The sequence below is a fragment of the Erwinia sp. OLFS4 genome (assembly GCF_002752165.1).
Taxonomy (GTDB): Bacteria; Pseudomonadota; Gammaproteobacteria; order Enterobacterales; family Enterobacteriaceae; genus Izhakiella.
In genome coordinates this window covers 113333-128238 of the sequence record NZ_MOMB01000001.1, presented here as the reverse complement: position 1 = coordinate 128238, position 14906 = coordinate 113333, and the positions used below count along the sequence as shown (strand labels likewise).

Sequence of the window (14906 nt, the reverse complement as noted above, 5' to 3'; positions counted from 1 at the left end):
CACAACATCCTGTCACTCAGTAAACAAAACTGACGGGGGCACCCTGATTAGGATGCGGCAATATACCCATAGGGATGCCGTAAATTTCACCCAGCACCCCGGTGGTCATAATGTCACCCGGCGGGCCCTGGGCGATCAGGTTACCGCCGCGCAACGCCAACAGCTGATCACAATAACGGGCCGCCATATTAATATCGTGTAGCACCACAATAACCGTTAATCCGCGCTGATGACTCAGACGCTGTATCAGCGCCAGCACCTCCACCTGATGGGCAATGTCGAGCGCCGAGGTCGGTTCATCCAGCAGCAGGCAACGGCTGTTCTGCGCGACCAGCATAGCCAGCCAGGCGCGCTGACGTTCGCCACCGGACAGACTGTCGACCAGCCGTTGCGCCAGCGGTTGCAATCCCACCAGTGCAATTGCTTCCTCTACGTGCTGGCGATCGTCCAGGCTATAGCGTCCGAGCGCACCATGCCAGGGGTAGCGCCCGATAGCTACCAGCTCACGTACCGTCATCCCTTCTGCCGCAGGCAATTGCTGCGGCAGATAAGCAACCTCACGGGCAAACGCCTTACTGCGCCAGGCACTGAGCGGCGTCTGATTTAGCCGGATTTCCCCGCAGGTGGCCGCATGGTGGCGACCGAGCATTTTCAGCAGCGTTGATTTGCCCGATCCGTTATGTCCAATCAGTCCACATACCTGCCCGGCGAGAAAAGTAACAGACAGCGGATGCAGCAAGATACGACCGGGTACACTGAAACCGGCCCGATCGAGGGTAAAAGTGGTGTCCTGAACACATTGTTGTGGCATGGTTATCATCTGTCGACGGGCGCACCACTGCGCGCCCGGTTTTACATCAGAAACGGAAAGTCGCGGTACCAATAATCTGACGATCGTGTCCCCAGTAGCAATCATACTCATGATAGCAGCTGGCAACATATTCACGGTTCAGCAGGTTATTGACATTAACACCAATTGACGAGCCAGGCAGACCAAAACGGCCGAGATCATATTTAACCAGCGCATCGACGGTGGTATAGCCGGCGACGGCAAAGTTCTGATTCTGCTCAGCGCCGCTCTGGAACTGATACAGCCCCTGACTTTCACCAACATAGCGCACCCCTGCCCCAAAGGTCAGGCCAGACAGCGCGGTTTCATGAAAGGTGTAATCTGTCCACAACGAGGCCATATGTTTAGGCACCTGCACCGGCGTGCGATCCTGATACTTCGTATCATGCGTATAAACCGCATCGGTATAGGTATAAGACGCCACCATGTTAACGTTCGCGGTTAATGCCGCTTTGGCTTCCAGCTCAATGCCCCGCGAGCGAATTTCACCGCTCTGCACGTTAAAGCCGGAATTCGCCGGATCGGTGGTCAGGTTCTTATCTTTAGTCAGCTGAAACAGTGCCCCGGTGATAACAATCGGACGATCTTTCGGCACATATTTTACCCCGGCTTCATACTGTTTAGCCCGTGAAGGGTCAAAGGGCTGACCGGCAGCCGTGGTACCCGGCGTTGGAATAAAGGACTCGCTATAGCTGAAGTAAGGCGCGATACCGTTATCAAACACGTAATTCAAACCACCGCGCCAGGTAAAAGCCTGATCATGGTTTTTCGTTTCGCTTTCACTGGTACGGTTCAGCGCTGAAGTCATGGCATAGTCATAGCGACCACCCAGCGTCAGCACCCAGCGATTCCACTCCATCTGATCCTGAGTATACAGGCCGGTTTGCTCTTGTTTATTCAGATAACGATAAGGAAAGCCACTTCCTACCATCTGATTATTGCCATAATGCGGGTCGATAGCGCTAAGCGGCGTAGCGGTGCCAAAAATCGCATTAATATCGTTGCGGGTGCGCTGATAATCGACCCCCATCAACAGCGTATGATCAAGCGCAGCGGTAGAAAACCTGGCCTGGGCCTGGGTGTCAACGGCAAACTCGTTGAGTTCCTCTTGTGATTTGGCATAACCGCGCAGGATTTCACTGGTTGCCGCATTAAAGCCATTACCATAGATAGTGAAATAATCCGTTTTCAGATCGGCATAACGCAGATTCTGGCGCACGGTCCAGGTATCGTTAAAGTTATGCTCGAAGTTGTAACCCACCATTTTGGTATTACGGGAGATTTTGTTACCGTCACCATCATCAAAGTCGGTTGACAGCTTATGCTGGTTACCGTTGGCATCAACAAATGGCACCACGGTACCTTCACGTGGCAGCCAGCCATAATAGCCGGTCTCAGGTTCGTTCTGGAAATAGCTGAGGAAAGTGAAAGTGGTGTTTTCATCCGGGCGCCAGCTGAAGGAAGGGGCAATGGTATAGCGTTTTTCTTTATTGGCTTTCTGCTGAGCCTCAGCGTCGCGAGCCAGGCCGGTCAGGCGATATGAGAATTCGCCGTTATCATCCAGCGCACCACCAAAATCAAAGCCGGTGGAAAACAGGTTGTCGGTACCCATCTGGAAGCGCACCTCGCGCAGCGTTTCCAGCGTCGGACGCTTGCTGACCAGCGAAACCACACCACCGGGGTTACTTTTACCGTACAGCACTGAGGCCGGTCCGCGCAAAACTTCAGCACGTTCAAGGAAATAAGGATCAATGGCGAACTCAGAGTAGTTATCGCTCTGCAGCTTCAGTCCATCAAGGTACTGATTGGTATTAATATCATTAAAACCACGTATTGAAAGGGCATCGATAACATCGGAACTACCGCGATTACTCGCCACGCCGGGCGTGTAGTTAAACGCGTCTTTTACCGTATTGATATTATGCAGCTCCATTTCCTGACGGGTCACCACAGATACCGACTGCGGTGTTTTTTCAATCGGCGTATCGGTTTTGGTTGCGGTGGCAGTGCGCTTGGCAGCAATGGTCGCGGCCGGTCCCCAGGCGTTTTCAGCCGCCGCATCGTTCGCCGTCGCCTGTACAGTCATGGTCTGTTCAGCAGCCGACGTCTGGCCACTCAGCACCAGACTGCCGGTTGCCAGCGCAATCAGGAATGTTAGCGGTTTTTTAGCGGTATTGGGTGTAAAACAAGGAGTTTGTGTATGCCACTTAGCCATTTTTTTTTGTTCTCTGATGTAAGTTATTGCAAACGTAAACGCGAATGATTATTAGAATGGTTGGATAATATGAGAACAGTATCTTTCCTGCAAGCGTTATACACAAAGATCGGGGGAAGTAAGGAAAACGCACGCTGGCCCAGCAATGCTGAACCAGCGGAGGGATTATGATTTGCTGGTTTCTTTGATCTGCTTGTCGACTTCTTCCTGCGCCTGTTTCATCGCCTGCTGGAACTTAGGCAGACTTTGCAGACGGGAATACTCGGCGGCACCGACCACACGACCGGCATTAACATCGCTTTGCCAGTGGGCACCACAAATTACACGACTCTGGCCAAATTCCCAGGCCCGTTTAATCAGTTGATCGCCGTGGTCCGGCCGCAGCTGGGAAAGTATCAGCGCAATGGCGGTGGCGTAGGTAGTATGGCCGGAAGGATAAGAACCATTGCTGCGCAGAGACTCTTCTTCAGCCGGTGACTGGCAGCTGTGATGCTTGAAGTAAACGAATGGCCGTTCGCGATGGTAGAACACTTTCGCCGTTTCCGGCGCGTAATCGCCACCATCAACGTTAAGGAAATCGATAATACGATACAGTTCCGGTGTGGTTTCTGGCGAAATGGTAATACCCAAAGGTTTAGAGAAAATCCGGGCAACATTTGGCGTGCTCATATCAGCATCAACCGTGGCCTGTTTCCAGCGCGGTGTCCCTTTCAGCGCATAGCCTGCCTTATATTCGGCAATATCCAGCGCAAATAGCGGATCGTTTTTTTTCGGTGGCGGCGGCAAATAAACCTTACTACTGAACGCCTGTGCCGCATCGTGGAAGGTCGGGCCGGTGACTTTATGCCATGAAGCTTCATCTTTTGTCCCGGTGGATTCGGCGGCGGAGGTCGACGCAGCAGCGAACAGTCCGCAGGCGGCGATCAGTGCCACACCTAACGCTGATTTTTTCATCCTTAATTCCTTATTGAGATAATAAAGCGTTCGCATAGTAACAAAACCACCAGGCCGAATTCGTGATCTATGATCAACAATTCTCTGCATATTTTCCTAAAAATTCAACAACTTGTTACCTTATGTAAAAAAAAGCCAGGCGCTTTCACGCCTGGCTGATAAGCAAAAAAACGCTTACTTGCTACCGAACATATCTTTAATCCAGCCGGCAACACCATCACCGTCTTTTTTCTCATTCTGCTGCTGATCCGGCAACATATGTTGTTGTTGTTGTTGCTGCTGAATCTGCTGCTGTTGTTGCTGACAAAGCGCGTTGGCATCAATGGTCCATACCGGCAACGTACGCCCACCGCTACTGCTGGCATCACAGATAAAATTACCGTTCTGATCCACATTCATTGTGGCGATATCTTCCGGGGGCGTCAGTACTAACGGTAACGGCATCTGGTTATCCAGATAGTGACGGTAAAGCTGCATCGCCCCACTGGCACCATACAGTTTTGTCGGCTGATTATTGTCACGACCAATCCAGGTCACCGCCACTTCTTTACCATCAATGCCGGCAAACCAGCTATCCACCAGATTATTCGTGGTACCGGTTTTGCCCGCCAGATGTGCATTAGGGAAACGCGCACCCAGCGCCCGGGCAGTACCACGCAGGGCAACCTGCTGCAGCGAATACATGGTGAGATAAGCCGCCTGAGCCGGCACTGCACGCTCCGATTGCGGGTAGCTCTGATAAAGCACCTGACCATCTTCAGCAATCACCGAACGCAACGCCGACAGGGTTGCCCGGTTTCCACCGCTGGCAATGGTCTGAAACGCCTGCGCCACTTCCACCGGCGTCAGATTAAGGGCACCGAGCAGCATGGCAGGAACCGGTTGCAACTGATCTTTCGGTGCGCCCAGCTGCGTCCAGGTTTTCACCACCGAATCCAGTCCCAGCGTCATGCCCAGATTAACCGTCGGCACGTTCATCGAATTGGTAAGGGCATCCACCAGCATTACCTGGCCACTGAAACGGCGATCGTCATTTTGTGGTCGCCATACCTGACCGTTTGGCAGCTTGAGGGCCACCGGGTTATCACCCAGCCAGGTACTCAACCGATATTTATCCGGCTGGCTGAGCGCGGTAAGATAGGTAGCCGGTTTGGCCAGCGAGCCAATGGAACGGCGCGCCTGCAAGGCGCGGTTATAACCGGCAAACTGGGGGTCTGCGCCGCCAACCATTGCCCGCACTTCACCGGTGAAGCGGTCAACAATCACCATTGCAGTTTCAAGATCATTCAGACCCCGCTGTTTACGCAGGGTGGCAATGCCATCAACCACCGCTTTTTCTGCCGCATCCTGTGACACCGGGTCAAGCGTGGTAAAAATCTTCACGCCGGATAGATCCTGAACCTTATCACCCAGTTTTGCCTGCAGTTCATTACGCACCATCTGCATAAACGCAGGCTGAGGAGTCAGAATGCCGCCTTTGGGCTGCACACCGAGCGGGCGGGCAGAAAGCATATCGTAGAGATCCTGATCGATATAATTCTGCTGTTGTAATAAGCGTAATACCAGGTTACGCCGCTCCAGCGCCAGCTTCGGATTACGCCAGGGGTTATATAATGACGCGCCTTTCACCATCCCCACCAGCAGCGCCTGCTGATCCAGACTCAGTTCATCAACCGGACGACCAAAATAATAGAGGCTGGCTAACGGAAAACCGCGGATTTGATCGCTACCGGCCTGACCGAGATAAACCTCATTGAGATAAAGCTCCAGGATACGGTCTTTGCTGTAGCGCGCATCCATGATCAGTGCCATATAGGCTTCGTTAGCTTTACGCCATAATGAACGTTCGTTGGTCAGAAACAGGTTTTTGACCAGCTGCTGGGTCAAGGTACTGCCGCCCTGCACCGCGCGCCCGGCGGTGATATTTGCCAGAAAAGCGCGGCCAATAGAGTAAAGACTGATGCCGTCATGCTGGTAAAAATGGCGGTCTTCAGTGGCAATCAGGGTATCTACCAGCAAATCGGGAAACCCGGCACGCGGAACAAACAAGCGCTGCTCACCATTTGGCGACTGCAGCATGGTGATCAGACGCGGATCGAGACGAAAATAGCCAAAGCTACGACCGTTATCGAGATTTTTAATCTCTGTCAGCGTGTCGCCGCTAAAACTCAGCTGCGCATTGATCTGTCCCTCTTTACCGTCAGGGAAGTCAAACGGACGCCGCAGCATATCAATAGTATTGCCGCGTACCGTAAACTCCCCGGGCCGGGTAATACGCGATACTTCGCGATACTGCGTCCCTTCCAGCAAAGCAACCATCTCTTTCTTGCTGTAGGACATACCAGGCTCAAGGCTGACCATCCGGCCATAAACGGCGGCTGGCAGCTGCCAGACTTTGCCATCAATACGGCTGCGGATTTCTGAATCCAGCCATGCGCCATAGGCAACAATCACCACGATGAAAATCAAAAAAAGTTTGATAAACAGCCCCAGCCAGCGACGTTTTCTCCCCGGCGGTCCGCCTCTACCTTTACGCGGCACGGATGTTACCTCCTCTTCCTGTTCATCATCGATATCATCATATTCATCTTCCGTCTGGCGCCCGTGCTGTGCACGCTTACGCGGCGGTCTGGGTTGTTTTCCCTTGCGGCCGATGGGTTGGCGATCGTTCCCGGACATAACTTACTTTTCTCCAGGGCTGGCCTGTAATCGGGCCGGCATACTCTCTAACGGTTTACTATCAGACAGAAGTGGAACCGTCTGAATTTCTTCCCCGCTTATCGCGCCGGCGGGTGTTTTTTTGTGCGCCGCGTTGGCAGCGCACTGGCCGGATCGTCCGGCCAGGGATGTTTCGGATAACGCCCCTTCATTTCCTTTTGTACCTCAGCGTATGCCCCTTTCCAGAAAGCAGACAGATCGCGGGTAATTTGTAACGGACGCCGTGCAGGTGACAGTAAAGACAGGACCAGGGGGACACGCCCCTGCGCAATACTGGGGGTGTTCGCTTCGCCAAACATCTCCTGTATTCGCACCGCCAGCAACGGCGGTTTGTCCGCATCATATTCAATCGGCAGCCGGCTGCCCGTCGGCACAGTGTAATGAGTTGGTAGCAGAGTATCCAGCTGTTGACGCTGCTGCCATGTTAACAAGTGTAAGAGTGCCTGGTGCAGATCCAAAGCCAGCAACCCTTTCATATCCTTAACGCCGGTCATTGAAGGCAGCAGCCAGTGTTGCAGGCTAGCCAGTAAATCAGCATCGGTCATTGACGGCCAGTTTTGCTCCGGCAACCAACGATGGGCACAAAGTAAACGGATGCGCAGTTGCTGCGCCGCGCTGCTCCACGGCAACACCGCCAGTCCGCGACGCTCAATCCAGCGCAATATGGCCTGATGTAACAGCGCCGGTTCTGGTTGCGGTAGCGGGCGCGATCTTAATACCAGCTGACCAATCTGCTGCCGTTGCCAGGCGCGCAGCGTGGCACGCGCGTCATCCCATTCCACTTGGGTCTGCGTTTGCAAAAGATCCGGTTGCTGTGCAATTAGCCGATCAATATCAACACCAAACCCCAGCAACAGCCGTGCATCAGGCTGACCATCATGCAACAACAACCCCAGCGCAAACAGCCATTCATAGCGTCCCAATGGCGCATCAGGTTCCAGTGCAGCCCCGCTGCCATTAGCCAGCAAATAGCGTCCGTCGTTTGCCCGCCGCCGGGCGAGACGGTCAGCAAATGCCGTCGCCAGCAAAGGAGCAATGGCCCCCACATCCACTGAAGCCCCTGCCGCATCTCCGGCCAGCTGACGCGCCCGCCGCTGCCAGTGTGGCTGTGGATGACAGAATGCATCCAGCAGATCGCCGCGGGTGCTGCGCGGCGGATCTTCCAGAATGGCTACCAGCAGCGCCGCCGTCATCCGTACTTCTGCTGACTGCTCAGCGGCGGTGACCAGCAGCGCGGCCAGTCGTGGTTCGGTGCCGGGCAGTGCCATACGACGCCCCTTATGGCTCAGATGATGATGTTCATCGGTGGCCGCCAGTTGTCGCAATAGCTGACGGGCTGCTTGCAGATTGTTCTCTGGTGGCGTATCCAGCCAGCATAAATCCTGCACCCTGTGACACCCCCATTGCAGCAGTTCCAGCCAGAAAGCGCTCAGGTCACTGTGCAAAATTTCAGGCTCATTGTGCCCGGCAGCACGTTCGGCCTGTTCTGCACTAATCAGATGCACACAAACGCCCGGCGATAAGCGCCCGGCCCGGCCGGCACGCTGGGTCATTGACGCCTGGCTGATGCGCTGGGTTTGCAGACGGGTCAGCCCGCTGCGAGGCTCAAACAGCGCCACCCGCTCCTGTGCGCTATCCAGCACCAGCCGGATACCTTCAATCGTCAGGCTGGTTTCGGCAATATTAGTGGCCAGCACCACCTTGCGCCGCCCGGCCGGCGCCGCAACAATAGCTTTACGCTGTTCGGCCAGCGGCAAAGCACCGTATAAAGGGCAGATATCCACCGCCTGGCCCAGACGGGTTTGCAGCGCCCGTTCCACGCGGCGGATTTCCGCCACCCCGGGTAAAAACAGCAGTAACGAACCGGGTTCATCATTAAGCAGCTGACAGGCCTGTCGCGTGACGTTTTGCTCAAAACTCTGGCCAGGATCAAGCGGCACATAACGACGCGCTACCGGCCAGCTACGCCCTGCTGACACAATCAGCGGCGCCTCAGGCAACATCGCCTGAAGGCGACTGTTATCAAGCGTGGCGGACATCAGCAAAATTTTTAGATCGTCACGCAGACCCCGCTGGACATCCAGCAACAGCGCCAGCGCCATGTCAGCTTGCAGACTACGTTCATGAAATTCATCAAGAATAACCAGCGAAACGCCCTCCAGCATCGGGTCACGTTGCAACATCCGTGTAAGAATCCCCTCCGTCACCACTTCCAGGCGGGTTGTCGCGCCAATGGCCCGCTCGCCGCGCATACGGTATCCAACCGTGCCACCAGGCGATTGCCCCAGCTGTTCCGCCAGCCGCTGAGCGACGTTGCGAGCCGCCAGCCGGCGAGGCTCCAGCATAATAATGCGTCCCGCTAACGTTGCCTGTTGTAATAACTGCAGCGGCAACCAGGTCGATTTCCCGGCGCCGGTCGGCGCTGCCAGTAAAACCTGATTATGCTGTTCCAGCGCCTGCAGCACGTCGGACAACACTTCGCTAACGGGTAATACGCTCACCTGGTGACTCCCTGGACTGGCCTCAATCTGGCGGGCATTGTAGCATCTGGTTTTATGACTGCGAGCCGGAGCCTGAAAATGTCCGATAGTACCCGTCTGTTTTTCGCCCTGACCCCGCCGGCCGCGTTACAGCAAACGCTGGTCAACTGGCGGGCCAGCCAGTTCAGCGCCGACATCGGACGCCCGGTTGCCGCAGCGAACCTGCACCTGACGCTGGCGTTTTCCGGCGAGGTCAGCGGTAAAAAACAGGCGGCACTCATCGCCCAGGCCAGCCGCATCCGCCAGCCCCGATTTCAGCTGACGCTGGATGATGCCGGTCACTGGCTGCGCTCAGGTGTGGTATGGCTTGGCCCGGCACGGGCACCGCGCGGCCTGCTGCAGCTGGCGGCCCTGCTACGCGCCCGGTGCGCGCGCGCAGGGTGTCCGCAAAGCCCACAGCCTTTTCATCCACATATCACACTGCTACGCCAGGTACAGACAAAAATTTCCCTTCCTGCACCGGGTTTTAGCTGGCAATTTGCCGTGACACATTTCACCCTGTATAGCGCCGGCTTCAGTCAGGGACGGACCCGTTATCAGGCCTTACAACACTGGACACTGGATTAATCTATGGAGTTTTCCCCTGCCCTGCGACCGGCGACGCTTATCGCCCGCTATAAACGCTTTCTTGCCGACGTGATCACCGCAGAAGGGGAAAAGCTGACGTTACATTGTGCCAATACCGGTGCAATGACCGGCTGCGCCACCCCTGGTGATACCGTCTGGTACTCCACCAGCATGCGCGACACGCGTAAATATCCCCACAGCTGGGAACTGACGCAAACCCGCGAGGGACACTGGATTAACGTCAATACTCTGCGGGCGAATACGCTGGTCAGAGAAGCACTGCAGGCCGGGCAACTTGCGGAACTGGCCGGATACTCTACGCTGAAAGGCGAAGTCAGTTATGGCAGTGAGCGCAGTCGTATCGATTTCCTGTTACAGGCAGAAGATCGGGTTAACTGCTATATTGAAGTCAAATCCGTGACGCTGTTACAGCAGGGTAAAGGGTATTTTCCGGATGCGGTGACTGCACGTGGCCAGAAACATCTGCGCGAACTGATAAGCGTCGCGGCAGAAGGCCATCGGGCGGTACTGTTATTTGCCGTCATGCACTCGGGAATTGAGGACGTTTCCCCCGCCCGCCATATTGATGGGCGCTACGCAGAACTACTGGTACAGGCTCAGCAACAGGGTGTTGAAGTGCTGGCATATAAAGCGTTGCTTTCCCGTTCAGAGATCAGACTTACATCCTCTGTTACGGTAACGTTGTAATATATCAGGCACTTTACTGTTATAAGATAATCTGGCAATTGCGCGCAATACGCGTTTACTCACAGGCTTGTCAAGCTTTGTTCAGGAATAATTGCCATCTTTATCTGCTTCTGCTATTTATAGCGGCCTGTTTTTTCCCCTTTGGGGATCGATTGTGCGTGTTATCCAGGAGAAACAACATGCAAGAAGGGCAAAACCGTAAAACGTCGTCCCTGAGTATTCTCGCCATCGCTGGGGTGGAGCCGTATCAGGAGAAACCGGGCGAAGAGTATATGAACGAGGCCCAGCTGAGCCACTTTAAGAAAATTCTTGAAGCCTGGCGCAACCAGCTGCGTGATGAAGTGGATCGCACGGTATCTCACATGCAGGATGAAGCAGCCAACTTCCCCGATCCCGTTGACCGTGCTGCGCAGGAAGAGGAGTTCAGCCTTGAACTGCGCAACCGTGACCGGGAGCGTAAACTGATCAAAAAGATCGAGAAGACGCTGAAAAAAGTGGAAGATGATGATTTTGGCTTTTGTGAATCCTGCGGTGTTGAAATTGGTATCCGTCGCCTTGAAGCGCGTCCGACCGCCGATTTATGCATCGATTGTAAAACTCTTGCCGAAATCCGCGAAAAGCAGATGGCTGGTTAATCTGCCTCAGGTTCCGCAGCAAAACCCTTTGCTGCGGAACACCATACACAGCAAATAATGTCCCGCTATACCGGTCGTTTCGCTCCCTCTCCTTCCGGCCACCTCCATTTTGGATCGCTGATCGCTGCGCTGGGTAGCTTTCTGCAGGCACGAGCCTGCCAGGGCCGCTGGCTGGTGCGAATTGAAGATATCGACCCGCCAAGGGAAGTGCCCGGCGCAGCGTATCAGATCCTTAGCCAGCTGGAACATTACGGTTTGCACTGGGACGGTGAGGTACTCTGGCAATCGCAGCGCCACGAAGCATATCGCGAAATACTCCAGCAGCTGATGCGCGATGGCCACAGCTACTACTGCAACTGTAGCCGTCGCCGCATCCAGCAGATTGGCGGATATTACGATGGTTACTGCCGTAACCGTCAGCGTACGGCGCAGCAGGCGGCAATCCGGCTGCGCGTTGACCAGCCGGTACGGCAGTTTATCGACCAACGGCGCGGCACTATTGTTGGTGACCGGGCGCTGGCAGAAGAAGATTTTATCATCCATCGGCGCGACGGCTTGTTTGCTTATAATCTGGCGGTGGTGGTCGATGACCATTATCAGGGCGTGACGGAAGTGGTGCGCGGCGCCGATCTAATCGTCCCCACTGTGCGCCAGATTGCGCTGTATCAACAGGCGGGCTGGTCGCCACCACGCTGGTTACATCTGCCGCTGGCGCTGAATCACGCAGGCAGTAAGCTGTCAAAACAAAACCATGCACCGGCGTTAACCCATGACGACCCGCGTAACACGCTGTGTCAGGCACTGCTTTTTTTAGGTCAGCGGCTCCCGGAAGGCGCTGAAGATATGACGGTTGATGCCCTGCTGCACGCAGCGGTGGCGCAATGGGATATCATGAAAATCCCGCTCAGTGACAACAGCATTCTCAAATGATGCACACTGAGCTATGATTAGCCGCTGTTTTTTACCGCAAGGTTACTTAGTCACTGTCGAGGTGTCCCATTTTTACCCGAGTTGCCAATTTTTGCCGTAAGGTTCTGAATCGCAATGACGCGGTATCCGCGGGCAAACCCTTCATCTCACCGATGACGGTTATTCCCCGCGATCGCCACAACATTTCGCGCAAAGATATCAGTGAAAATGCCCTCAAGGTACTCTACCGACTGAATAAAGCCGGCTTTGAAGCTTATCTGGTCGGCGGCGGCGTGCGTGATTTATTGCTGAACAAAAAACCCAAAGATTTTGACGTCACCACTAACGCGACGCCGGAAGAAATGCGCAAGCTGTTTCGCAACTGCCGTCTGGTCGGGCGTCGTTTTCGTCTCGCTCACGTGATGTTTGGCCCGGAGATCATTGAAGTAGCAACGTTTCGCGGCCACCACGAAGCCGAGCAGCAAACGGTTAGCGCATCGCGCGGCCAGAATGGCATGTTGCTGCGTGACAATATCTTTGGCTCGATTGAAGACGATGCCCAGCGCCGCGATCTGACCATTAACAGCCTCTACTACAGCGTGGCGGACTTTACGGTACGCGACTATGTTGGCGGCCTGCAGGATTTACAGCAGGGCATCATACGCATGATAGGCGATCCGGAAACCCGCTACCGGGAAGATCCGGTGCGGATGCTGCGCGTAATCCGCTTTGCCGCCAAGCTGAATATGCGCATTGCGCCAGAAACCGCAGAACCTTTACCGCGTCTCGCCACCCTGCTTAACGATGTGCCACCGGCACGTCTGTTTGAAGAAGCACTCAAGTTATTACAGGCCGGCCATGGTTATGCCACCTACCTGCAGCTGCGGGAATATCAGCTGTTTCAGCCGCTGTTTCCGCTTATCAACCGCTTTTTTACCGAGGCGGGCAACACCCCGATGGAACGCATTCTGGTACAGGTGCTGAAAAATACCGATACGCGAATTCATAACGACATGCGGGTCAACCCGGCATTTTTATTTGCTGCCATGTTCTGGTACCCGCTGATTGAAACCGCCCAGCGGATCTCACAGGAAGGCGGGCTGGCATGGTTTGACGCCTTCGCACTGGCAGCTAATGACGTGCTGGATGAAGCCTGCCGGGCGCTGGCGATCCCGAAAAGGCTCACCTCCCTGGTGCGCGATATCTGGCAACTGCAGCTGCGCATATCGCGCCGTCAGGGTAAACGCGCCTGGAAACTGATGGAACATCCCAAATTCCGCGCCGCTTACGACCTGCTGGTCCTGCGCGCCGACGCGGAAAATAACAGCGAAATGAAACGGCTTGCCGAATGGTGGGGCGAATTTCAGGCGGCAGCCCCACCGCATCAAAAAGAGATGCTTAATCATCTTGGTGATGATCCGACAACTCACCGCCGGGCGCGGCGACCGCGTAAACGGGCGCCTCGCCGCGACGCCAATCCATGACCCGGGTCTATCTGGCGCTTGGCAGCAACCTGGCCGAGCCGCTGAATCAGGTGCAGGCGGCGTTACGCGCGCTGGACAGGCTGCCGCACACACAGCGCAGTGCCACCTCCTCTTTTTACCGCACCCCGCCTTACGGGCCGCCGGATCAGCCGGATTTTCTCAATGCGGTGGTGGCACTGGATACCACGCTGACGCCGCTGGCACTGCTGGAACATACCCAGCACATTGAGCAGCAGCAGGGGCGCGAACGCAAAGCCGAGCGCTGGGGACCGCGTACGCTTGATCTCGACCTGCTGTTATTCGGTAATCTGCAGCTCAATACTCCCCGTCTGACCCTGCCCCACTACGATATGCATAACCGTGCTTTTATGCTGCTGCCATTAATTGAAATTGCACCAGAAATCACACTACCGGATGGGACAAAAGCGACAGAGTTGCTTGCCAGACTCGACGCCAGCACTATCCGCTACTGGTAACTTCCTTTAATATAACGCCGCACCCGAATTTACGCAGAGGGCGTTATGAAACCGATGACCATCACCCAGCTCCGTCAGTTAAAACAGCAGGGAAAGAAATTTGCTGCCATCACCGCTTACGACTTCAGTTTTGCCCGGCTTTTCGCCGAAGAAGGAATACCCCTGCTACTGGTAGGAGATTCCCTGGGGATGACGGTTCAGGGCCATGACTCAACGCTGCCGGTCACCGTCGACGATATTGTCTACCATACCCAGGCAGTACGGCGCGGTGCGCCGCAGAGTCTGCTGATGTCCGACCTGCCTTTTATGGCTTATGCCACCCCGGAACAGAGCTGGCAAAATGCAGCGGCGCTAATGCGTGCCGGTGCCAACATGGTCAAATTAGAGGGCGGAGAATGGCTTACCGATACCGTCCGTGGCCTGACAGAACGTGCGGTACCGGTGTGCGGTCATCTCGGCCTGACGCCGCAATCAGTGAATATTTTTGGCGGTTATAAAGTACAGGGACGAGATAGCCAGGCCGCCGATCGTCTGCTGGCGGATGCACTGGCGCTGGAAGCAGCCGGTGCACAGCTAATGGTCCTGGAATGCGTGCCTACAGCGCTGGCACAACGGGTCAGCGCAGCGCTGGCTATTCCGGTGATTGGCATCGGTGCCGGTAACCAGACCGACGGACAAATCCTGGTGATGCACGATGCCTTTGGTATTACCGGCGGCCATATCCCGAAATTTGCTAAAAATTTCCTGGCAGAAACCGGGGATATGCGCGCTGCCGTGCGCCAGTATATTGCGGAAGTGGAAAGGGGTGCCTATCCCGCCGCAGAACACAGTTTCCAGTAAACGAGGAGAG

12 protein-coding genes are annotated in these 14906 nt (G+C 55.1%); 7 read left to right on the top strand and 5 right to left on the bottom strand.

What is annotated here, in order from left to right:
• Positions 1-16: 16 nt before the first annotated feature.
• The 5 genes from fhuC to hrpB form a co-directional block, all read right to left on the bottom strand.
• Positions 17-811 (bottom strand): Fe3+-hydroxamate ABC transporter ATP-binding protein FhuC, encoded by a 795-nt coding sequence (gene fhuC, locus BL249_RS00525; RefSeq protein ID WP_099706472.1) that lies wholly within the window; start codon positions 809-811, stop codon positions 17-19.
• Positions 812-857: 46 nt separating this feature from the next.
• Entirely contained in the window at positions 858-3065 is a 2208-nt protein-coding gene (gene fhuA / locus BL249_RS00520) for a ferrichrome porin FhuA (protein ID WP_099706471.1), read from the bottom strand.
• Positions 3066-3230: 165 nt separating this feature from the next.
• Entirely contained in the window at positions 3231-4019 is a 789-nt protein-coding gene (locus BL249_RS19180) for an acid phosphatase (RefSeq protein ID WP_099706470.1), read from the bottom strand.
• A 174-nt stretch (positions 4020-4193) separates the two neighbouring features.
• Positions 4194-6698: a bifunctional glycosyl transferase/transpeptidase gene (gene mrcB, locus BL249_RS00510; RefSeq protein WP_099706469.1), complete on the bottom strand. Its 2505-nt coding sequence runs from the start codon at positions 6696-6698 to the stop codon at positions 4194-4196.
• A gap of 98 nt (positions 6699-6796) precedes the next feature.
• Positions 6797-9238 (bottom strand): ATP-dependent helicase HrpB, encoded by a 2442-nt coding sequence (gene hrpB, locus BL249_RS00505; protein WP_099706468.1) that lies wholly within the window; start codon positions 9236-9238, stop codon positions 6797-6799.
• 78 nt (positions 9239-9316) lie between these two features.
• Between hrpB and thpR the strand changes: the two genes are divergently transcribed.
• The 7 genes from thpR (at position 9317) to panB (ending at position 14896) form a co-directional block, all read left to right on the top strand.
• Positions 9317-9844, top strand: a complete 528-nt coding sequence (gene thpR / locus BL249_RS00500) for an RNA 2',3'-cyclic phosphodiesterase (protein WP_099706467.1) — start codon at positions 9317-9319, stop codon at positions 9842-9844.
• Positions 9845-9847: 3 nt separating this feature from the next.
• A complete protein-coding gene (sfsA, locus tag BL249_RS00495; RefSeq protein ID WP_099706466.1) occupies positions 9848-10552 on the top strand; it encodes a DNA/RNA nuclease SfsA in 705 nt (234 codons plus the stop codon).
• Positions 10553-10731: 179 nt separating this feature from the next.
• Positions 10732-11187: an RNA polymerase-binding protein DksA gene (gene dksA / locus BL249_RS00490; protein ID WP_099706465.1), complete on the top strand. Its 456-nt coding sequence runs from the start codon at positions 10732-10734 to the stop codon at positions 11185-11187.
• 57 nt (positions 11188-11244) lie between these two features.
• Complete coding sequence (gene gluQRS / locus BL249_RS00485; RefSeq protein WP_099706464.1) at positions 11245-12117, top strand: tRNA glutamyl-Q(34) synthetase GluQRS; 873 nt, start codon at positions 11245-11247, stop codon at positions 12115-12117.
• Positions 12118-12185: 68 nt separating this feature from the next.
• Entirely contained in the window at positions 12186-13580 is a 1395-nt protein-coding gene (gene pcnB / locus BL249_RS00480) for a polynucleotide adenylyltransferase PcnB (protein ID WP_206746961.1), read from the top strand.
• Positions 13577-14056: a 2-amino-4-hydroxy-6-hydroxymethyldihydropteridine diphosphokinase gene (gene folK / locus BL249_RS00475; RefSeq protein WP_099706462.1), complete on the top strand. Its 480-nt coding sequence runs from the start codon at positions 13577-13579 to the stop codon at positions 14054-14056. The genes pcnB and folK overlap by 4 nt, the downstream gene beginning before the upstream one ends.
• Positions 14057-14101: 45 nt before the next feature.
• Positions 14102-14896 carry a 3-methyl-2-oxobutanoate hydroxymethyltransferase gene (gene panB, locus BL249_RS00470; RefSeq protein ID WP_099706461.1) on the top strand — a complete coding sequence of 265 codons (795 nt, stop codon included), beginning with the start codon at positions 14102-14104 and terminating at the stop codon, positions 14894-14896.
• The last annotated feature ends 10 nt before the right edge of the window (positions 14897-14906 follow it).

Bases quoted from the DNA above. Each gene is read 5' to 3' on its own strand.
- sfsA (WP_099706466.1), top strand. From the start codon at position 9,848: ATGGAGTTTTCCCCTGCCCTGCGACCGGCGACGCTTATCGCCCGCTAT.
- dksA (WP_099706465.1), top strand. From the start codon at position 10,732: ATGCAAGAAGGGCAAAACCGTAAAACGTCGTCCCTGAGTATTCTCGCC.
- fhuC (WP_099706472.1), bottom strand. From the start codon at position 811: ATGCCACAACAATGTGTTCAGGACACCACTTTTACCCTCGATCGGGCC.
- fhuA (WP_099706471.1), bottom strand. From the start codon at position 3,065: ATGGCTAAGTGGCATACACAAACTCCTTGTTTTACACCCAATACCGCT.
- folK (WP_099706462.1), top strand. From the start codon at position 13,577: ATGACCCGGGTCTATCTGGCGCTTGGCAGCAACCTGGCCGAGCCGCTG.
- panB (WP_099706461.1), top strand. From the start codon at position 14,102: ATGAAACCGATGACCATCACCCAGCTCCGTCAGTTAAAACAGCAGGGA.
- BL249_RS19180 (WP_099706470.1), bottom strand. From the start codon at position 4,019: ATGAAAAAATCAGCGTTAGGTGTGGCACTGATCGCCGCCTGCGGACTG.
- gluQRS (WP_099706464.1), top strand. From the start codon at position 11,245: ATGTCCCGCTATACCGGTCGTTTCGCTCCCTCTCCTTCCGGCCACCTC.
- mrcB (WP_099706469.1), bottom strand. From the start codon at position 6,698: ATGTCCGGGAACGATCGCCAACCCATCGGCCGCAAGGGAAAACAACCC.
- thpR (WP_099706467.1), top strand. From the start codon at position 9,317: ATGTCCGATAGTACCCGTCTGTTTTTCGCCCTGACCCCGCCGGCCGCG.